This is a genomic window from uncultured Dokdonia sp. (assembly GCF_947492535.1).
Taxonomy (GTDB): domain Bacteria; phylum Bacteroidota; class Bacteroidia; order Flavobacteriales; family Flavobacteriaceae; genus Dokdonia.
Map to the genome: position 1 here is coordinate 113,076 of NZ_CANLNH010000008.1, position 21,547 is coordinate 134,622.

The 21,547-nt window shown below is 34.4% G+C and carries 18 protein-coding genes and 1 other RNA gene; 12 read left to right on the top strand and 7 right to left on the bottom strand.

All coding sequences use genetic code 11. From position 1 onward, the window contains the following. Window positions 1–62 precede the first annotated feature (62 nt). Window positions 63–161: signal recognition particle sRNA small type (ffs, locus tag Q1A60_RS12410), an RNA gene on the top strand. Window positions 162–584: 423 nt separating this feature from the next. Here ffs and Q1A60_RS12415 read toward each other — a convergent pair. Then, window positions 585–1,223 carry a CPBP family glutamic-type intramembrane protease gene (locus Q1A60_RS12415; RefSeq protein ID WP_299766474.1) on the bottom strand — a complete coding sequence of 213 codons (639 nt, stop codon included), beginning with the start codon at window positions 1,221–1,223 and terminating at the stop codon, window positions 585–587. 1 nt (window position 1,224) lies between these two features. Beyond that, window positions 1,225–1,683 carry an Lrp/AsnC family transcriptional regulator gene (locus Q1A60_RS12420; protein ID WP_299766472.1) on the bottom strand — a complete coding sequence of 153 codons (459 nt, stop codon included), beginning with the start codon at window positions 1,681–1,683 and terminating at the stop codon, window positions 1,225–1,227. Window positions 1,684–1,884: 201 nt separating this feature from the next. Here Q1A60_RS12420 and Q1A60_RS12425 point away from each other — a divergent pair, with 201 nt between their 5' ends. Beyond that, entirely contained in the window at window positions 1,885–3,102 is a 1,218-nt protein-coding gene (locus Q1A60_RS12425; protein ID WP_299766470.1) for an aminotransferase class I/II-fold pyridoxal phosphate-dependent enzyme, read from the top strand. A 75-nt stretch (window positions 3,103–3,177) separates the two neighbouring features. On the opposite strand, the gene Q1A60_RS12430 is transcribed toward Q1A60_RS12425, so the two are convergent. Beyond that, window positions 3,178–3,909, bottom strand: a complete 732-nt coding sequence (locus Q1A60_RS12430) for a hypothetical protein (protein ID WP_299766468.1) — start codon at window positions 3,907–3,909, stop codon at window positions 3,178–3,180. Between the two features lie 255 nt (window positions 3,910–4,164). Next, entirely contained in the window at window positions 4,165–5,901 is a 1,737-nt protein-coding gene (locus tag Q1A60_RS12435; protein ID WP_299766466.1) for a tail fiber domain-containing protein, read from the bottom strand. Between the two features lie 943 nt (window positions 5,902–6,844). On the opposite strand from Q1A60_RS12435, the gene Q1A60_RS21620 reads away from it, so the two are divergent. Beyond that, window positions 6,845–7,033: a transposase gene (locus Q1A60_RS21620; protein WP_363322587.1), complete on the top strand. Its 189-nt coding sequence runs from the start codon at window positions 6,845–6,847 to the stop codon at window positions 7,031–7,033. A gap of 312 nt (window positions 7,034–7,345) precedes the next feature. Here the strand turns inward: Q1A60_RS21620 and Q1A60_RS12440 are convergent, their stop codons facing one another. The 3 genes from Q1A60_RS12440 to Q1A60_RS12450 form a co-directional block, all read right to left on the bottom strand. Further along, window positions 7,346–7,621, bottom strand: a complete 276-nt coding sequence (locus Q1A60_RS12440) for a hypothetical protein (RefSeq protein ID WP_299766464.1) — start codon at window positions 7,619–7,621, stop codon at window positions 7,346–7,348. A 349-nt stretch (window positions 7,622–7,970) separates the two neighbouring features. Further along, window positions 7,971–8,591, bottom strand: a complete 621-nt coding sequence (locus Q1A60_RS12445; protein ID WP_299766462.1) for a hypothetical protein — start codon at window positions 8,589–8,591, stop codon at window positions 7,971–7,973. 31 nt (window positions 8,592–8,622) lie between these two features. Further along, window positions 8,623–9,207 (bottom strand): hypothetical protein, encoded by a 585-nt coding sequence (locus Q1A60_RS12450; RefSeq protein WP_299766460.1) that lies wholly within the window; start codon window positions 9,205–9,207, stop codon window positions 8,623–8,625. 250 nt (window positions 9,208–9,457) lie between these two features. Between Q1A60_RS12450 and nhaC the strand changes: the two genes are divergently transcribed. The 9 genes from nhaC to Q1A60_RS12495 all read left to right on the top strand — a co-directional run bounded on the left by nhaC (window position 9,458) and on the right by Q1A60_RS12495 (window position 21,527). Beyond that, entirely contained in the window at window positions 9,458–10,942 is a 1,485-nt protein-coding gene (gene nhaC / locus Q1A60_RS12455) for a Na+/H+ antiporter NhaC (protein WP_299766458.1), read from the top strand. 242 nt (window positions 10,943–11,184) lie between these two features. After that, a complete protein-coding gene (tpx, locus tag Q1A60_RS12460) occupies window positions 11,185–11,685 on the top strand; it encodes a thiol peroxidase (protein WP_299766456.1) in 501 nt (166 codons plus the stop codon). Window positions 11,686–11,687: 2 nt separating this feature from the next. Next, window positions 11,688–12,050 (top strand): diacylglycerol kinase family protein, encoded by a 363-nt coding sequence (locus Q1A60_RS12465; RefSeq protein WP_299766453.1) that lies wholly within the window; start codon window positions 11,688–11,690, stop codon window positions 12,048–12,050. 198 nt (window positions 12,051–12,248) lie between these two features. Beyond that, complete coding sequence (locus Q1A60_RS12470) at window positions 12,249–14,741, top strand: DNA translocase FtsK (RefSeq protein ID WP_299766451.1); 2,493 nt, start codon at window positions 12,249–12,251, stop codon at window positions 14,739–14,741. Continuing rightward, the gene (locus Q1A60_RS12475; RefSeq protein ID WP_299766449.1) at window positions 14,734–15,381 is read left to right on the top strand and encodes an outer membrane lipoprotein carrier protein LolA; all 648 of its coding nucleotides are present in this window, start codon (window positions 14,734–14,736) and stop codon (window positions 15,379–15,381) included. Before Q1A60_RS12470 ends, Q1A60_RS12475 begins: the two co-directional genes overlap by 8 nt. Before the next feature lie 60 nt (window positions 15,382–15,441). Continuing rightward, window positions 15,442–17,442 carry an LptF/LptG family permease gene (locus tag Q1A60_RS12480; protein WP_299766447.1) on the top strand — a complete coding sequence of 667 codons (2,001 nt, stop codon included), beginning with the start codon at window positions 15,442–15,444 and terminating at the stop codon, window positions 17,440–17,442. A 63-nt stretch (window positions 17,443–17,505) separates the two neighbouring features. Then, window positions 17,506–18,648, top strand: a complete 1,143-nt coding sequence (ribB, locus tag Q1A60_RS12485; protein WP_299766445.1) for a 3,4-dihydroxy-2-butanone-4-phosphate synthase — start codon at window positions 17,506–17,508, stop codon at window positions 18,646–18,648. Between the two features lie 277 nt (window positions 18,649–18,925). Beyond that, window positions 18,926–20,326: a dihydrolipoyl dehydrogenase gene (gene lpdA, locus Q1A60_RS12490; protein ID WP_299766443.1), complete on the top strand. Its 1,401-nt coding sequence runs from the start codon at window positions 18,926–18,928 to the stop codon at window positions 20,324–20,326. Between the two features lie 109 nt (window positions 20,327–20,435). Beyond that, window positions 20,436–21,527, top strand: a complete 1,092-nt coding sequence (locus Q1A60_RS12495) for a COX15/CtaA family protein (protein ID WP_299766441.1) — start codon at window positions 20,436–20,438, stop codon at window positions 21,525–21,527. Window positions 21,528–21,547: the final 20 nt, after the last annotated feature.

Sequence of the window (21,547 nt, forward strand, 5' to 3'; positions counted from 1 at the left end):
TTTATAACAAAAAATCGGGCAAAAAAACCTTGCATAGGTATCTAAATGATGTATCTTTGCAGCGGCAAGTCCTACACAACTAGCTCCTGTTGAATCCCCCAGGGCGGGAACGCAGCAAGGGTAGACGGTCGTAGCGGTGTGATGTAGGTAGCTTGCCTTTTTTTATGCACATTATTTATAGTTCATATACGTGAAAACCGAAGCAACTTTGCTTCGGTTTTTTTGTGTACTTCTTCATATTTCTGCGAAGGCGGAAATCTCAAAAGAACTTTGTGAATGTAAATAAGAATTAGATTCCCGCTTTCGCGGGAATGAAGATGAATACATACCGAGAAAGTAGGAGAGGTATATTGCGGAAAATTTATAATAAAAATGTGTTAGGTAATGAAGGTTGAGATTCCCGTCTTCACGGGAATGATTTAGTATAAACAACCACCCGTTTTATACCCTAACAAGCATCCATTCCAGGGAAGTAAGAGAAGTGTGCTACGGAAAGTTTATTATAAAAAAGTGTTAGGTAACGAAGGTTGAGATTCCCGCCTTCACGGGAATGAATTTAGTCTAAACAACCACCCAATCTATACCTAACAAGCATCCATTCCAGGAAAGGCGAGCATTTGTCCCATGCCTACAGTGAAGAGCCAATTGCCGTATAAAGCATGCTCTATAGAAACTAAAGTAGTCGATTTTGTTTTGGTATACGTATAGGCAAATAGCAATCCGCCTATAAACGTAAGGACTGTCACGAGTGTATTACGTAAAAATAAATGTGCCATGGAGAATACAATGGCATTTACAAAAATGAAAATCTTTTTATTGGTAAACATCGTTTGGTAACGTTCAAAGAAAAAAGTACGATAAATCACCTCCTGAGGCCATACCGATAAAAATGTATAAATAAATAGAATCGTGACCCATAAATCAGGCTTGTTACGAGGCACACAAAATAGGGCAGAAGCATCCATCACATATACATAAATACTTGTGATAATAGCAATTCCTATAAATTTAATTCCAGTAGCTTTCCAGAAAGATACCCAATCAATTCCCTTTTTAAGTTTAAGTCGTACAGGTGTTTTCTTAAAAAGGATAACTAAGAGATAGATAAAAGCTATTAAAATAGAAGCCGCTTTTATTCTAAAATCATATGGAAGAAGCAGACTAAGCGGAAGTGCTATAAAAAGTATAAATAATTCGGTAGCGAGGTATTTAGATAACTGCATATTAAATTGTAATGGCTGTCGTATGTTTTACTTCATTAATCACAAAAGAACTATGTGTACTTCCTATATGATCTAGTGTTGTGAGTTTAGTAACCATAAATTCTCTAAACTCATTTATATCTGCGACCAATACTTTAATAATGTAATCGTAATCCCCACTTACATGGTAACATTCTACGACTTCCTCTATAGCAAGTACAGCCTTCTCAAAAGTAGTGAGATATTCTTTACGATGCTGAATTAATTTAATATGGCATAATACCACAAAATCACGATGTACTTTAGCTTTATTTACAAGTCCGACATAGTTTTCAATAATGCCTTCTCGTTCTAATTTTTTGATACGTTCATATACCGCAGTAACCGACAAGTTGAGTAAACCTGACAGTTCTTTATTGGTCTTTTTACAATCTTCCTGAAGATAGCCTAAAAGCTTTTTATCTATAGCGTCAAAAGTCATAATAGAAAATATTTCTAGTGGTTATGGTGATTTATACGCTTTCGCGAAAGCGTATACAGCAAAAATACAATTTTATTAGTTTAATTTTCTAAATATAGATAGATTGGTTGATAAATTATCTAGTATCATCTAAATTTGATGTATAAATAATTATAAAGTAGCGTTCTTTTAGAGAGCGTAGCAACTAAAAACACAGATAATATGTCCTATAAACCCGCTAATAAGATTCAAGATTTACAGTACTTCGGAGAATTTGGAGGTGTCAATCCTTCCATTTCTGATAGTTCTACCTATACCTTTCTATCTGCAAAAACGATGTTTGACACTTTTGAAGGTGATGCCGATGGCTGTTATTTATATTCTCGTCATAGTACGCCTTCTAATTTATATTTAGGAGAAGCGCTTGCAGCTATGGAAGATACGGAAACGGCTAATGTAGCAGCAAGTGGTATGGGAGCGATCACGCCTGTATTATTACAGTTAAGTGAAGCAGGAGATCATATCGTTTCTAGTAGAACGATTTACGGAGGTACGTATGCCTTTCTAAAGAACTTTACGCCAAGATTAGGAATCTCTACCAGTTTTGTAGATATCACTAATTTAGAAAAAGTAGAAGCTGCGATTACACCAAAAACAAAAGTATTGTACTGTGAGTCAGTAAGTAATCCTTTATTAGAAATAGCCGATTTGGAGGCGTTGAGTGCGCTTTCGCGAAAGCATAACCTGAAACTTGTCGTAGATAATACATTTTCACCACTATCTATTACTCCTGTAAAACATGGTGCTGATATTGTGGTGCATAGCTTAACAAAGTTTATCAATGGATCTTCAGATACGGTAGGTGGTGTTGTATGCGGAAGTCAGGAATTTATAGATCAGTTACGTAATGTAAATGATGGTGCCAGTATGTTATTAGGATCTACTATGGATAGTTTACGTGCGGCATCGGTTCTTAAGAACTTGCGTACCCTACATATTAGAATGAAACAACATAGTTATAATGCATCCTATTTAGCAACTCAATTCCAAGCTGATGGTTTACGTACTGTTTATCCAGGATTAATATCACATCCAAGTCATGAAGTGTTTAAGCGTATGATGAATGAAGAATATGGTTTTGGAGGAATGCTTACTATAGATGTAGGAAGCCTCGATAAAGCCAATGCGCTTATGGAATTAATGCAAGAACGTAATTTAGGATATCTAGCTGTAAGTTTAGGGTTTTATAAAACATTATTTAGTGCACCCGGTACCTCTACTTCTTCAGAAATTCCAGAAGAAGAACAAGTAGAAATGGGACTTACCGATGGTTTAATCCGTTTTTCTGTAGGACTCGATAATGATATAGAACGTACGTATCAAGAAATGAAAAAATGTATGTATGAGGTAGGTGTTTTTGAAACCGCAGCTGTCATATAACATACTATATGTATATAAAAAGATAAGAGCCTGTATAAAAAAACACAGGCTCTTATTATATCTTATTTTTTGTACTTATAATTTTTTAATAGTCATATAGCACTGCCCAGATAATACAGTAATTCCATCACTTACATTACCACTACCTTGAGCAAAAGAATTGATGATCACAAAATCTACAGTGCCAGAAGCCGCTGTTATTTCAAATACAGAAGAAACTGGAGAATAACTTCCAGCATCTGAATTAAATGATGCCGCACTTGAAGTTCCAATTGAACCTGAGTTTGTACCATTTACTCTGGCTTGATAGTCAACAGAAACGCGTTCATTGACACGAATTGTAGCTGTAAGTTCATAGACTCCTCTTGGTAATGTTACTGTTGTTCCAGAGAAAGAAGCCCCATCAATATTACTAAAAAGTTCTGTATCATAATTAAACGGAGTAACAGTACTAGAAGTTAAAGTATTAGAACTAAAAGATCGTTGCATAATTTGTGTTCTAGGCATAATACTAGTCCACACAGCACCATCCCAATATACAAAACCGACCTCCAGACCATTAGTGCCTGTTACTTGCGTTGTATTAAATACAACTGTACCAATTTCTAAAGCAGTTCCTTGCGGATTGGTAACAGTAGATGTATCATCATTTCCTGAAAGTGCGTATTTAGGAACGAGAACACCGCCATTTGTAGTATTAGAAATTTCTAAAGCTGCTCTAGGTGTAGTGGTACCAACACCTACTTGTCCATAAGACATAGTTATGTTGATAAAAATAAAGACAATTAGAAAGATAAGTTTTTTCATAGTACTCAATTTACGCTCAAAAGTAGGGATGTAGATCTTTATATAAAATAATTAACAATAGGTATTCGTTGAAATGACCAGTTCCATCTATAAACAACTAAGTATTAAAAATTAATTAAGTAAAAACCGTTGTTTTTTTCTGGTTTGTGTTATCAAAATTACACAAACGTAAGAGTACGTATAAACTACTATAAATAGTAAAAGTCCGAAATAAGTATTTTCGGACTTTTGTTGTTTTATCTAATGGTTATTTTTTTACTTAAGTCCTTCTATAAGACTTTCTAATTTTTTAAGACGCGCCTCAAGTGCATCTATTTTATCGTTTTGAGAATTAATTACTTCTTGTTGCTCTTGTACTGCTTTTACTAATGGCACTACAAAAGTAACATAAGATACTTTGTAATTATCTTTACTTAGGTCTTCTGGTTTTACTAGACCAGAAAAATCATAATCTGAAGCGATCATAGCTTCTTCAATCTCTTGGGCAATAAACCCTGTTTCGATTTTTGTAGGATTTTCTCTTATCGTTTGAGCATTATGAAATGCATCTAGTTTTGCTAGATCAAACTTGTATGTTACTGGTCGAAGTCGATTTATAAAATCTAATCCAGGTACATTTGCTTTGATGTCATATTTGAATCGGCCGTCAGATGTATTTACAATTGTAGCGGTCCCTTGATCAATTTCAGTAATACTTCCGTATTTTAATTGATTAGCTTTAGTAGGTACTGCACCATTACCTATGCCGACAGCGTTATCATATCCATTTAATATAGTAATATTACTTCCTAGTGCTACAGCATTATTTGCACCTCCAGCAATGTTATTATTATTACCTAATGCAATACTTGAACTAGCGCCATTATTAATAACACTTCCAATTCCTAAAACTACAGATTGGTCAGCACCTCCATTTACAGAGGCGTTTTTTCCAATAGCAATACCACTATTAGAACCTCCGTCAACCAAAGCATTATTTCCAATAGCAATAGCTTCAACGCTATCTGCAGTAGCATTATTACCGATGGCAGTAGCATTGTTGCTTCCAGTAATAGCGGCATTTCCTATGGCAATAGCGTTACTGTTTCCAATTTCTTCGGTATTTGCATTTACACCTATGTATACATTATTACTTCCTGTTTGATTTGTTAACCCAGCATTAATTCCAATACTTGTATTATTAAATCCAGTAATATTATTACTTAGAGATGTTTGTCCTATAGCTGTATTATTTCCTCCTGTCGTATTCTGTCTTAATGCATCATTTCCTATAGCAGTATTACGACTTCCAAATGTATTATTTTCTAACGTTTCATCTCCTACAGCCGTATTAAAATCTCCAGTTGTATTTTTTGTAAGACTTAATGTACCTACAGCAAGATTGTCTCGACCTGAATTAGTTGCTTTTCCAGTTTGATATCCTATAAATGTATTGTGTTCTGATGCTGTATTATCTGGATCATATGCTTCTCCAGCTTCAAATCCAATAAAAACAGATTTTTCATCAGATTGAAGTTCGAATTGCCCAAGTTCAGTGAGTCGTGAAACAAGTTTATTGTTTACGCGGAAATCTAATTCTTCTTCATTAGTGGTTCCAATAAAATGAGTGCCACTCAAAGCATCATCATTACCTGTAATTCTCCATCCAGATACAGGAGTAGGAGTAAAAGGTATCCAATTAGTTACTGTATTATCCCAATAATAAAAACCCGTAGGGTAATCTTGAGGTGTTCCATTAATATTTACATTAGTTAGATCTGTAGTTAAATATATTAACATAGATTGTTGATTTGCTGTTGGATTAATAGCTGCTAAGTTATTAACTCTAGGGATTAGCAATCCATCATCAGATAGTGGCATATCAATATCTATAGAAGAAATATCTAATGTTGCTTGTGGGTCAGTAGTGTTTATTCCTACTTGAGCATTACTAGACAAAAAGGAAAGAAATAATAGTATAATTGTACTAAAATAAAAATGGGGCTTTTTCATTTAAAAATATTTTTTTCACAAATATATAAATGTAAAATATAATTGTAAGAAATTAATATGTTTTAATTTTTTTTTCAAAAAGTGGTATTTTATCGATCTAAAAATGAATTTTGTCGATATTTTTTTAAAAATTGATAAATTTAAGTTATGGTTTAACCGTAATTTTTTTAAAGATAACCTATCGTGCACTTGGGTAATACTATTTTAACATATTAATAGTTTTATTAAATTATTAGGGTTGGCTATTTACATCTCAATTATTTGATTATAGGTATTATATTTAAATCCATAAGAGATAAAAATATTAAAAAAGATTGAGAGACAAGTGTTTAAGGTTCATTTTGAGACCAAAGAAGATTGTTATAAATTTTTTGGGGAATTAAAGTGGTTTGATGGATATAATTGTAATAGATGTCATTCAGATGTATTTATACAATGTAAACAACCACATAGTCTTAGATGTAGTAATTATGGTTATGATGAATCTATCATTGCTTGAACTCTATTTCATAAATTAAAGTTTGGTATTGATAAAGCCTTTGAAAAGCTTTATGAAATTACAATCAATAAGAAATGAGCTAATAGTATATGTTTAGCAGAGCGTTTTGGCGTAAATCAAAAGACCGCATGAAGTTTTCGACAAAAAGTCCAAATAGCTATAAAAAGTAGTGAGAGATATCCTTTGGAGGATGAAGTTCACGATGATGAATTTGAAATAGGGACTCCTCAACCTAGAGAGCAAGGTAGAAGTAAGAGTGATAAAAAGGTAGGAGTGTGATTGTGTATGAACATAGGGACGGTAAATCTGGTAGAAATTATGCTAAGATTATTCAAGACTACAGCACCAAATATCTAAAGCCTATTTTCGATACACATAATTAAGAGTAACGCAAATATCTTAGGTTGGTCAGGCTATAAACTTCTTAAAGAGGGATATCCAAATTTGAAACAAACACTATCGGATAATGGAAAGAATTTTAAAATGCTTCATACTAAAATAAGAAACTTTAAAAATTCGCTAAGAGACGTTCATTCCTATTATAGCAAAGAATACCTACAAAGATATATTGATGAATACTTTTTTAGATTCAACAGAAGCATCAGTGATTTCAAATACAGCAGCTACAGGTGAATAGCTTCCTGCATCACAGTTAAATGAAGCAGAACTCGAAGTTCCTATAGATCCTATATTAGCACTGTTTACCCTTGCCTGATAGTCAACAGAAACACGTTCATTGACATGAATTGTGGCAGTGAGTTCGTAGATTCCCCTTGGTAATGTTACTGTTGTTCCTGAGAAAGAAGCTCCATCAATATTACTAAAAAGTTCTGTATCATAATTGAAAGGAGTGGTAGTACTAGTACTAGAAGTTAAGGTATTAGAATTAAAAGATCATTGCATAATTTGTGTTCTAGGTACAATGCTTGTCCATACAGCACCATCCTAATATGCAAAACCGACCTCCAGACCATTAGTGCCTGTTACTTGCGTTGTATTAAATACAACTGTACCAATTTCTAAAGCAGTTCCTTGCGGATTGGTAACAGTAGATGTGTCATTATTTCCAGAAAGCGCATATTTAGGAACAAGAACACCACCATTTGTGGTATTAGAAATTTCTAAGGCTGCTCTAGGTGAAGTTGTTCCCACACCAACTTGCCCATAAAATACTCCAGTATGGATTAAAATAAAAAGTAATATATAGCTGAGCTTTTTCATTTTTATTAAAATTTACGTTCAAAGGTAGCTACGTAGATCTTCAAAAAAAATAATTAACAATAGGTATTCGTTGAAATGATTGAATTCATCTATAAACAACTTAAATTTCAATACTATTTACGTAAAAACCATTGATAGATTAAGGTTAATATGTTAAATTAATGAATGTTATAATTAATGAGAGAGAGTCAAAACTAGTTATATATAGTAAAAGTCCGAAATTTTCATTTCGGACTTTTACTATATGTTTTTATAAAAGAATGTTCTCTATTTAAGACCTTCAATAAGGCTTTCTAATTTTTTAAGATGTGCTTCTAGTGCATCAATTTTTTTCATTTTGACTTTCAAATCAATTGTTTTGACGCCATTTTACCCGAATGTCTATAATTAGATTTTCAATATCATTCACGTCACTCTCCATTTCAAACCGTAGGACATCGCCTGCTTCAAAATCCAGATTAAAGTTGTTGTTTACATAACGCAAAGTTGATTGATCTAAATTAAATACCCCATCAATATTATTGTTTATATCATTATTAGGCACTACTGTTTCATTTATGAACAATAAGATTTCTCTTGAGTTGTCATTTGTAGCACTCATAGAAATTCCGACGATGGTACCATCAAAAGGCATTATAGGACTCCTTCGTGTGTCTCCTCCTGCATATTCTACCTCTGCAGGGTCAGATCCTTGCCCCAGACGACCAAAACCTAGTGAAGTGCTTTCTAAACTCAACCATTTCCCTCTTACAGCATCAAACATATACAGTATTCCATTTATTACAGTTAACTGTCCTGTTTGTGTTCCAGTAGGATTATTTTGAGGATTCAATCTCATAGATGCTATACCATTATCAATAGTATTTACATCCAAAGCAGCACTTGGATCTGTAGTTCCAATACCCATCTGAGCATGTACAGATATACTAAATAAGAAAAGCACGATAAACTTTACTATAATCGTTTTCATATTGTTTAAGATTATTCTTTGTTTTCTAAAATTAGTTACGAAATTTAGTCCAAATAGTTGCAGATAAACCTCTAATAGGCCCTCCACCATCAACAGCGCTTATTTGAATAAAATCCCCGCTTTCTACCTCTATATCGAGATTTTCAAGGATAAGACTGCCATTTACTAATTGAAACTCATGTTCTGTCACCGTTCCACTAGCATCAGTAATATTGATAGAAATTCTTTTGTCTTGATTTCCAGAAGTAGAATTCATGGTTAAATATACAATACTGGCTTTTTCTGTAATGCGAGGACCACTATCTCTTATATCACCAGCATATTCAAGGTTACCTGAATTAATATTACCTTCATCACCAAAACTAAAAATAGAAGTCTCTATACTAAGCCATTTATTCCTTGTGGCATCATAAAGAAATAATCGGTCGCCTATTACAGAAATCTGACCAGCTGCCGTTCCTATAGGATTCGATTGTGGATTTAGTTTTAATGCTGGAAGATCATCAGATGGAGATTGAATATCCAACGCTGCATTAGGTGTTGTTGTTCCGATACCAACTTGCGCAGTAGCAATTGAGCATACTAGTAGGATAGCAATAAGCAGTAATTTTTTCATTATTCAATACGATTTGGGACTACAAACATATAGATATTAAACACACTAATAATTAGATAAATACACTTTTCGTTAACTTGTCAAAAAGAATCGATGAAAGTCACAAAAAATGACAGTTTTAACGTCATTTTACTATAATTACGCACAGAATTTATGGCAAAACCGTAAAAATATTCTTGTTTTATCTTGTCTTTCGCTATATCATATTTTATATAAAATGGTTACATTGTGAGTCTAAAATTTAGATCATATGGATAGTCAAAGACAAGACACTCAAAATGAAAAAATAGTAGAGAATAAAGAGCTCAATATTTGGGAAGCACTTATTCCTGTTTTTGCATTGGTTGGAATGCTTGCTTTTAATGTTTTTGTGTTTGGAGATGATGCATTATCTGGATCTAATCAATTTGTTTTATTATTAGGAGCAGCTGTTGCAGCTATTGTAGGTCATTTTAATAAAGTGAGTTATAAGCAAATGGTAGAAGAAGTTGCTCAAAATGTAAAGTCAACTACAGGGGCTCTTTTAATTTTATTAATGGTTGGAGCATTGGCTGGAACTTGGCTACTTAGTGGTATTATCCCTACGATGATTTATTATGGATTACAAATATTGAATCCAACAATTTTTCTCGCTGCTTGTGTTATTATTTGTGCTGTGATATCAATAGCTACAGGAAGTAGCTGGACAACATCTGCAACCGTAGGTATTGCGCTTATAGGTATTGCAAGTGCCTTAGATATTTCTTTAGGAATGACAGCTGGAGCTGTACTATCTGGAGCTTATTTTGGAGATAAATTGTCACCTATGAGTGATACAACAAACTTAGCACCAGCAATGGCAGGAACTGATTTGTTTACACATATTAAATATATGACCATTACCACAGTACCTACTATTATTATTACCCTTATCGTATTTATTATTATTGGATTCACTTTAGATACTTCAGGTACTGCAAATACAGAAGCGATATTGACAGATATAGAAAAGACATTCAATATTTCGCCATGGTTATTTCTTGTGCCTATTATTGTGATTATTTTGATTGTAAAGAAAACACCACCATTAATAGCGCTTTTACTAGGGACATTATTAGGAGCTGTTGCTGCCTTAATCTTTCAGCCAGATCTTGTTGTTTTAGCTGCGGGTGGAGAAAAATTAGACTTTATAACAGGCTATAAAGGAATTATGAATGCAATAACAGTGAAAACAACAATACCCACTGAAAATGCGATATTAGCAGATCTTTTTTCAGCCAAAGGTATGGCTGGTATGTTGGGTACAATATGGCTAATTATTTGTGCTATGGTATTTGGAGGTGTGATGGATGCTATAGGTGCATTAGCACGTATAAGTAAAGCACTATTATCTCTTTTTCATACAACATTTGGTCTTTTTGCCAGTACAGTAGCTAGCTGTTTAGCATTGAATGTTACAGCTAGTGATCAGTATTTAGCAATAGTCGTACCTGGTAAAATGTACAGTAAAGCATTTAAAGATAAAGGACTAGCTCCAGAAAATTTATCTAGAACGTTAGAAGATTCAGGAACGGTAACCTCAGTCTTGGTACCTTGGAATACTTGTGGTGCCTACCAAAGCGGTGTGCTAGGAGTATCAGTATTAGACTATTTTGTGTTTGCCATCTTTAACTGGTTAAGCCCATTTATGACTTTATTATTTGCAGCTTTCAATATTAAAATACGTCAATTGAAAGATGCAGGAAAAGAAGCATAACACACACTATTATATAATTACTTTTACAGCTCTTTTAACCTTTTAAAAGAGCTGTTTTTTTATGCTAAAATGAAAGAAATTACCTTTGTGATTTAGAAGTGTCAACCTACTTAAACGAGCGATTAAATGAATAAGCTTCGATCATAAATTTTAAGAAAGCCTTGTGATTTTACAGGGCTTTTTCTTTGAAATATAGACGGTATTTTCTCATAGATTTTTTACATTTACAAAAATACTTTTTTATGGCATCAGTAACCTTAGGGGGAACCCCAGTAAATACAATAAGCAACCTTCCTGAAGTAGGAAGTCCAGCACCAGCTTTTACGCTTTCGCGAAATGATCTTTCTTCTGTAACCCTTAATGATTATAGAGGTAAGAGATTAGTGTTAAATATCTTTCCAAGTGTAGATACGGGTGTTTGTGCTCAATCTATAAGAACATTTAATGAAAGAGCGAGTGCACTAGAAAATACAGAAGTTCTATGCATTTCTCGTGATCTACCATTTGCGCAAGCTCGTTTTTGTGGTGCAGAAGGGATTGAGAATGTAAGTACACTTTCCGATTTTAAACGTGGTGAATTTGGAAAAGATTACGGAGTAGAACTTATAGATGGTGGTTTTGAAGGATTACATTCAAGAGCTATTGTCGTGGTAGATGATAAAGGAAAAGTAATTCATACAGAACAAGTTTCAGAGATAGGACACGAGCCTAATTATGATGCTGCCCTTAATGCATTGTCATAGAGATGCCAACTAGTTTTATAAAAGGACGTCTTAAAGGGTGTGTATACGCATTTAAAGGTGGAATACTCTTATTAAAATCGGAAGCGAGTATTCAAGTGCAATTTGGAATAGCAATACTTATTACAATTGCAGGTTTTTATTTTAAAATTTCACCTACAGAATGGATGATACAAACCATATGCATCGGTATGGTAATGAGTATTGAAGGTTTAAATACAGCGGTTGAAGAAATTGCAGATTTTATACATCCTGATTTTCATAATAAAATAGGGAAAATTAAAGATATTGCTGCTGGTGCTGTAGGCATTGCAGCGCTTATTGCTGTAATTGTGGCAGGTATTATTTATGTCCCTAAGATATTTTGATACTAAAATAATCATATAGAACACCTTACTTTAAGAAGTTATAAGCAATAAATAATAAAACCTAGGCTTATTGAAGATATCTCTGTGTATAAAAAGCTGTAATTGGGCACCAAATCCCCTATATTTCCGTTTCATATTTGTATTTTTAACCTGAATAATGCAGGTTTAACCTAACAACACAATCCAATCACTAGCTTAATGGCTAAAAAGAAAACAACGACTAAAAGTAAACCTAAAAAAACAAAGACACCCAGAAAACCCATAAGCTTTAAACTTTCTAGACAGCAACAAATTATATTAGGAAGTTTTTTGTTTTTTCTTGGAATCGCTTTGTTCTTCTCCTTTGTTTCCTACTTATTTACTTGGAAAGTAGACCAAAGTGTACTTACAGATATTACAGATAGAGATGCTCAAACAAAGAACTGGCTAAGTAACTTTGGAGCAGGAATGAGTAATTTCTTTATCTATAAAGGGTTTGGGGTTTCTGCATTTATTATATCGATATTACTTACGATATCAGGCGTATATTATTTCTTTGATTATACAAAAGCAAAATTAAGACAGTTTTGGTTTTGGGGTATTTTAGTGATGCTATGGCTTTCGGTATTTTTCGGATTCTTTCATAAACAGAATGATCTCCTTGGCGGTCGTGTGGGGTACGAGATTAATGATTACCTACAAGATTACTTAGGCCTTATAGGAGCTGCTTTTATTTTGGCATTTTTAGCAATAGCATATGCGGTAGTACGACTTAAAATGACACCCGATAAAGTAGGAACCTTCTTTAAAAGTACAAAAGACCAATTATCTGATGAGTTTAAAGAAACTCCTGCAGATACTATTGAAACCACCGAAACAGTTCAAGCTCCAGAAGCTGACCAAATAGTAGAAGATACGTCAGCTATTGTAGAAGAAGTTGTTAAAAATACAGAAGAGGAGAATACATCTGGAAAATCTACATTTGAAATGAATGTAGAAAACCTACAACCTACCATTGGTAAAAAGAAAAAGAAGGATGAGCTTGTAGACCCACCTATGGAGATTACAACGCCCGACCCTGAACCAGAATTAGTCATTACTACAGATGCTTCTGAAGAAATTGATATCGAAATTAAAGCCCCTGTAGAAGAAAAAGAAGTTAAGAAGAACCTTAGTGACCAACTGGTAGATGATTTTGGAGAATTTGATCCTACCTTAGAATTGGGACATTATAAATTCCCACCTATTGATTTATTAAAGGATTACACAAAGGGTCAAGGAATCACAATTAATCAACAAGAATTAGAAGAAAATAAAAATAGAATTGTTGAGACCCTAAATAATTATAAGATTGGGATTGCAAATATTAAAGCAACCGTTGGTCCTACAGTGACCTTATATGAGATTGTACCTGAAGCTGGAGTACGTATTTCTAAGATTAAAAACTTAGAAGATGATATTGCATTATCGTTAAGTGCACTTGGAATTCGTATCATAGCACCTATTCCCGGCAAAGGAACGATAGGGATTGAAGTGCCAAATAAAAACCCAAGAATCGTGTCAATGCGATCTGCTGTAGCTTCTCCTAAGTTTCAAGAAGCCGAAATGGAACTACCATTAACATTAGGAAAAACGATCTCTAATGAAACCTTTGTAGTAGATCTTGCAAAAATGCCACACTTATTAATGGCAGGAGCCACCGGGCAAGGAAAATCTGTTGGGTTAAATGCCATATTAGCATCTTTATTATATAAGAAACACCCTGCAGAAGTAAAGTTTGTACTTGTTGATCCTAAAAAAGTAGAACTCACACTCTTTAATAAAATAGAACGTCACTATCTAGCGAAGCTTCCAGATACAGAAGAAGCTATTATTACAGATAATTCTAAAGTAATCAACACACTAAACTCTCTTTGTATAGAGATGGATGCACGTTATGATCTGCTTAAAAATGCCATGTGTCGTAATATAAAAGAGTATAATGTGAAGTTTAAAGCCCGTAAACTCAATCCTAATAATGGGCATAAGTTTTTACCTTATATCGTATTAGTAGTGGATGAATTTGCAGACTTAATCATGACCTCTGGCAAGGAAGTCGAGACACCTATTGCACGTTTGGCGCAGCTAGCACGTGCTATTGGAATTCACCTTATTATTGCGACACAAAGACCCTCTGTAAATGTAATTACGGGTATTATTAAAGCAAACTTTCCTGCACGTATTGCATTTAGAGTAACATCAAAGATAGATAGCCGTACGATTTTGGATACCTCTGGCGCAGACCAATTAATAGGTCGAGGGGATATGCTATATACACAAGGAAATGACGTCGTACGTATTCAATGTGCTTTTGTAGATACACCAGAAGTAGAACGTATCGTAGATTATATAGGCGGTCAAAAAGCCTATCCAGATGCGCATCTTCTACCAGAATACGTAGGAGAAGAAAGTGGCACGAGTCTTGATATAGATGCCAGTGATAGAGATAAGCTCTTCCGAGAAGCCGCCGAAGTACTGGTAATTGCACAACAAGGAAGTGCCTCTTTATTACAACGAAAACTCAAACTAGGATATAATAGAGCTGGGCGTCTTATAGATCAGCTGGAAGCAGCAGGCATTGTAGGACCTTTTGAAGGGAGTAAAGCACGTCAAGTACTTGTACCTGATATTATGGCTCTAGATCAACTTTTAAATAATGAAGGAAATGAATAAAGTGAGTATGCGATTTTTAATGAGTATGCTATTAATTTTGGGAGGTTACGCTTTCGCGAAAGCGCAATCAGCTCAATCATTACTCAAAGAAGTAGACAGTAAAGTAAAGAGCTATGAAAATATAGCCATCGACTTTAAATATGCATTAACCAATGAAGCTGAAGGTGTAAATCAAGAAACGAAAGGGAATGTTGTTTTAAAGGGAGATTTGTATGCACTTAATTTATTAGGAACGAAACAAATTTTTGACGGCGCTAGTATTTATACAATAGTTCCTGAAGATGAAGAAGTTACTATAAGTACGGTAAGTGATCAGGATGAAAATGCAATCACACCATCCAAAATGCTTTCGTTCTTTAATGATGGGTATACCCAAAAAATGGATATTACTCAAAAAGTAAATGGACGTACCATACAATATGTGAAATTAACCCCTATGGATTCTAATAGTGAAGTAAAACACACATTATTAGGTGTTGATACTACCACAAAACATATCTATAGATTGATTATTGTACAAAAAAACGATACTAAAATTACAATTACAGTAAACTCATTTAAACCTAATCAGCCTATATCTGCAAAAGCATTTGTATTTGATGAAAGTAAGTACACAGATTATTATATTAACAAAATATAACAAGCACAGTACTGTAGGAATGAAGAAGGTATTGTATTTTTGTTTTCGATTTCCTAATTAATGAAAATACTAGATCGTTATATACTTTTCACATACGTGAAAACATTCTTGAGCATCTTTATCATATTGATGTTCATTTTTGTTTTACAAAGTGTCTGGCTCTATATACAAGAGCTTGCAGGACGAGACCTTGATTTTAGTGTTATCCTTAAGTTTTTATTATTTGTAACCCCAAGCCTTGTAACTCTAGTACTACCTTTATCTGTACTACTTACCAGTATTATGACATTTGGAAACTTTGCCGAAAACTACGAGTTTGCAGCAATGAAATCTACAGGAATATCATTACAACGAGCTATGAAAAGTCTCATTGTATTTATCGTTTTCTTAGGGATTACTTCATTTTTATTTGCAAACTATGTAATTCCTGCATCTCAATTTGAATTTAGAAACCTTCGTAATAATATTGGAAAACTAAAACCAGCAATGATCATACGCTCTGGGCAATTTAATGCCATAGGAGAAGATATCAATATCCGAGTAGCAGAAAAACACGGTGAACGTGATCAATACTTGACAGATGTTATTATACATCAAAAAGAACCTGGACGTATAGGAAATTATACGGTGATTAAAGCAAAAGAAGGAGAGTTAATTAGTTCGTTAGAATCTCCTATACTTTCTCTAAAACTCTCTGATGGTAACTATTATAGTGAAGTAAAACAGTCTGACTATAAAAAACAAAAAAGAGAACCTTTTGCAAAAAGTTATTTCGAAACCTATACACTTAATATTGATTTAGGGGCCCTTAATGGCGATGTAGATTTAGATAATAAAGGGATTGATAATTCTTATCAAATGCTGAATGTAAAAGAACTAGATTCGTCATTAACAGGATTAGCTAAAAAATATGATAAGAGTCGAACGGATTTTGGAAATACATTTATAAAAAAAGCCAATTTCAAACCTATAAAAGATTTTAAATTACCATTGGTAGATACGATACAGGAAGTACTTTTGGATAATTATAATCTTACAGATAAAGTAGCTATTTTACAATCTGTAAAATCGAGTATAGGAAATTCACTTACCTCCATAGATAGAAGAAAGAAGATACATGCAGTAGATGTAAAACGTCTTAATAAATTTGAGATAGCGATCCATGAAAAATATGTGCTAGGGTTTAGTTGTATTGTCTTATTCTTTGTAGGAGCACCCTTAGGCGCGATTATTCGTAAAGGAGGATTAGGATTACCTATTGTAGTAGGCGTTGTCTTATTTCTTACGTTTCACTTTATAGGAATCTTTGCAAAAAACAGTGCAGAAGATGGAACTATTTCTGCATTTACAGCAAGTTGGTTAAGTACATTTATTACCCTACCCATAGGCGTATATCTTACCTACAGGGCCACAACAGACCAAGGACTCATAGATTTAGACCCTATTCGTTTATTCCTTCAGAAAATCTTCGAAAAGAAGAAAAAAGTAGTTGAAGAAATAGTAGAAGAAAAAGTAGCATATACCTTAACTAAAGAAGAAGAGGCCATATTAGATGCACGGTCTATTAATCAATTGAAAGAAATAGTAAAAAACTATAAGCAATATGAGTATAGTGATGCATTGCGATATGGAGCATTAGACCGATTAGATGCATTAGGGATCACAAAAGAGAACCTTAAAGTACAAGGGTTTTATGAAAATGTCACCTATAATAAAGCAGAAAAATATTATACTGACTATAAGAAATATAACAAGTATACATTAATAAATTACCTGATTTATATTGCACTTTTTGCAGTAGCAATTTTTACCCCACAGCTTATAGGAAAGAACCCTGCTATTGTACTTACTTATCAAATATCGCAAATAGCTTTTCTTGTTATATTTTATATTCTATTTATACTTACGCTCGTTTCTATTTCTAAATATTACACCACGATAGGAAAGAAGCAGACTAATGGGTTATTTATTCTTTTTTTCCTACTAGGCATTCCTGGGTATCTGATTATTTATTTTTATTTTAAAAATAGGATGAAAGAAGATTTAGGAATGATTAGATAGTTCATGTATTCTATTCCGACAAACACACCATAATTCGTATCTTTGTAACCAAAATAGCAACCTATGCAAATGACTGTAGAACGTACTACGCAACTCCATACCATTGAAGAAGCAATAGAAGACATTAGACAAGGTAAAGTGATCATTGTGGTAGATGATGAAGACCGTGAAAATGAAGGTGATTTTGTAGCTGCAGCTGGTGCTGCCACTCCAGAAATGATCAACTTTATGGCAACACATGGTCGCGGACTCATCTGCGCTCCGATTACAGAAGAACGTTGTGATGATCTTCAATTGAATATGATGGTGACAAGCAATACCGATCCTATGGAAACTGCATTTACCGTTTCTATAGATTTAAAAGGTCAAGGAGTGACTACAGGAATTTCTGCAAGTGACCGCGCTAAAACGGTTATCGCACTTACAGACTCAGCAACCAAACCACTCGATTTAAGCAGGCCTGGACATATTTTTCCGCTTAAAGCGAAAGAAGGAGGTGTGTTACGCCGTACGGGACATACAGAAGCTGCTATCGATTTTGCAAGACTTGCCGGATTTGAACCTGCTGGAGTGATTGTAGAAATCATGAATGAAGATGGTACTATGGCACGCTTGCCACAACTATTGGAAGTAGCCGAAAAATTTGATCTAAAGATTGTTTCTATAGAAGACCTTGTTGCCTACCGTATGGAGCATGACAGTCTAATAGAGAAAAAAGAAGATTTTGATATCCAAACGCGTTTTGGTGATTATAGATTACGTGCCTATAAACAAACAACTAATGATCAAGTACATATTGCGCTTACGAAAGGAAGTTGGACAAAAGAAGAACCTGTCCTAGTTCGCGTTAACTCTACGCAGATCAACAATGATATCTTAGGAACCCTCACTAATAATGCCGATAAGAAACTAGACGATATGTTTAGAGCTATTAATGAAGCAGGAAAAGGAGCCATTGTGTTTATCAATCAAGATAATAATGCAGCCAATCTTTTAGGACGATTAAGTGAGCTGAAAAAGAATCAAAAAGAAGGCATCATGAAAGCACCTAATATTGTGATGGATGCTAAAGACTTTGGAATAGGGGCACAAATACTTCATGACCTTTCTATTACTAAGATTAAATTACTATCTAATACCGACGGAACAAAACGTGTAGGAATGATAGGATATGGCTTAGAAATCGTAGATCGCGTGCAATACTAAAATAAATATTTCTATAGAGGCTAATTTTCGTCAAGCTGAACTTGTTTCAGCTTCTCATCAAATTGATAAGTAACAGAATGAGATTCTGAAATAAATTCAGAATGACATTTCAAGATGTTTTTTTTGTATACGCTTTCGCGAAAGCGTATGATATAAAGATTTTGATTTCTGCACTAAGTATGTTTGAAACATAGGATCAAATCAAAAACAATTAAGGATAAACTTTTAAACTCAAGTAACGGTTCGTACCTTTGTACGACTATATTAAAAAAAACTTATGAGTTCATATGATGTAGCCGTTATAGGCTCTGGACCTGGTGGATATGTAGCAGCGATACGTTGTGCACAACTAGGAATGAAAACTGCCCTTATAGAGAAGTATAACACCTTAGGAGGGACCTGCCTTAATGTAGGATGTATCCCTTCTAAAGCCTTACTAGATTCTTCTCACCATTATGAAGATGCGATCAAGCATTTTGATGAACATGGTATAGAAGTAGGTGACGTAAAGTTCAATCTTGAAAAAATGATTGCTCGTAAGCAAGGCGTTGTCGATATGACCACAAAAGGAATTGAATTCCTTATGGGTAAAAATAATATAGATGTATATCAAGGTGTGGGATCTTTTAAAGATGCAACACATATTCATATAGACGGAGAGAAAAAGGAAACCATCGAAGCAAAACATACCATTATTGCTACGGGATCAAAACCAAGTACGCTTCCTTTTATCACCTTAGATAAAGAACGTATTATTACATCTACCGAAGCATTAAAACTGAAAGAAGTTCCTAAGCACATGATTGTGATAGGAGGTGGAGTGATAGGTTTGGAACTTGGTCAAGTATATAAAAGACTTGGAGCTGAGGTAACTGTGGTTGAATATATGGATCGTATCATTGCAGGAATGGATGGTGCGCAGAGTAAAGAAATGCTCAAAGTATTCAAAAAACAAAAAATGAAGTTTGCATTATCTCATGGAGTAACAGCTGTAGAGCGTAATGGAGATGAGATTACTGTAAAAGCTACCAATAATAAGAAAAATACCGAAGTAGAATTTAAAGGTGATTATGTATTAGTGGCTGTAGGACGTCATGCGTATACAGATGGACTAAATCTTGAAGCCGTAGGAATTCCTACAGATACGCGTGGTAAGATTGAAGTCAACGAGCATTTACAAACCAATGTTCCTAATATCTACGCGATAGGGGATGTGATTAAAGGTGCAATGCTTGCCCATAAAGCTGAAGAAGAAGGCGTATTTGTTGCAGAGACATTAGCAGGACAAAAACCGCATATCAATTATAATTTAATCCCTGGAGTTGTGTATACATGGCCAGAAGTGGCTTCTGTTGGTAAAACAGAAGAGCAATTAAAAGAAGCTGGTGTCGAATATAAATCAGGGCAATTCCCAATGCGTGCTTTAGGACGTAGTCGTGCCAGTGGAGATATAGATGGATTTGTGAAAGTCTTAGCTGATAAAACAACAGATGAAGTATTAGGAGTACATATGGTAGGCGCACGTGTAGCTGATTTAATTTCAGAAGGAGTAACCGCTATGGAATTCAGAGCAAGTGCAGAAGATATTGCTCGTATGAGTCATGCACACCCTACATATGCAGAGGCTGTAAAAGAAGCCGCACTTGCAGCTACAGAAGACAGACCCTTACATATTTAAAGAAACGATGTTTTAAGAAGTGTAGCGCACTTAAAACATATAACTCAATATATCCCGCGCTTGTCGCGGGATTTTTTTTGAACGCTATTGTACTTTAATCTAACTATCCATGTACAGAACAACGCTTAAAATTTCTATCATATTCTTATATCTTATTATCATTGCTGGTGCTATTGTTAGGATGACAGGAAGTGGTATGGGATGTCCCGATTGGCCAAAATGTTTTGGGTATTATATACCACCTACAGAAGAAGCTCAAATTCAATGGGAACCTAATAAAGCGTATAAGAAGGGATATATTATCATTGTAGAAGAATCACTGCGTATTGCACCCAAAGATTTTACATCTGCAGCTACGTATTCAGAAAGTAACTGGTCTACGTATGATAAGCATGATTATGCTACGTTTAATGTATGGCAAACTTGGATAGAGTATATTAATCGACAAGTAACCGTACTAGCAGGAATCCCAATACTCTTAATGATTATTAGTGCTTTTTGGTATTGGAAACGTCGTCCGTGGCTTATTTTTGGTTCTTTCTTTGTACTACCGCTTATGGGGTTTGAAGCATGGTTAGGAAAACAAGTGGTAGATTCTAATTTACTTCCTGTAAAGATCACCATTCATTTGATTGCAGCCTTAGTTATTGTTGCACTCTTATTATATCTATGGTATAAATCTCAGGAGAAGGAGGGGAGTACGCTTTCGCGAAATCGAACTCGTGAGATTCAAGATCATAGAGAGAGTGAAGCGTTAAAGCTTAAAAAGCATGACCCACTATTTAAAAACTTAGTGCTATTAGCTGGCGTATTGACGTTAGTTCAAGTTGTGTTTGGAACTCAAGTACGTCAATATGTAGATGAACAAGTCATCGCTCTAGGATATGATGCTAAAGACCAATGGTTGAATCCGCCAACAGTTATGTTTTATGTACATAGATCATTTTCTATACTTGTAACCCTACTGAATGTATACCTATTCTGGCGCAACCGAAAATACCTATTAGGACACGCCAACTTAATGTTATGGATATTGATTCTTATTGCACTAGAAGTTGTGACAGGCATTGCGATGTATTATATAGATTTTCCATTTGGAACACAGCCCTTACATCTCGTAGTAGCTTCTCTATTATTTGGGGTACAGTTTTATGTGTATTTGGAGAGTATGAGGAGTAGAGAAGAAGTACGTACAGCGTAAAGACATTCCCTCCTAGAAAG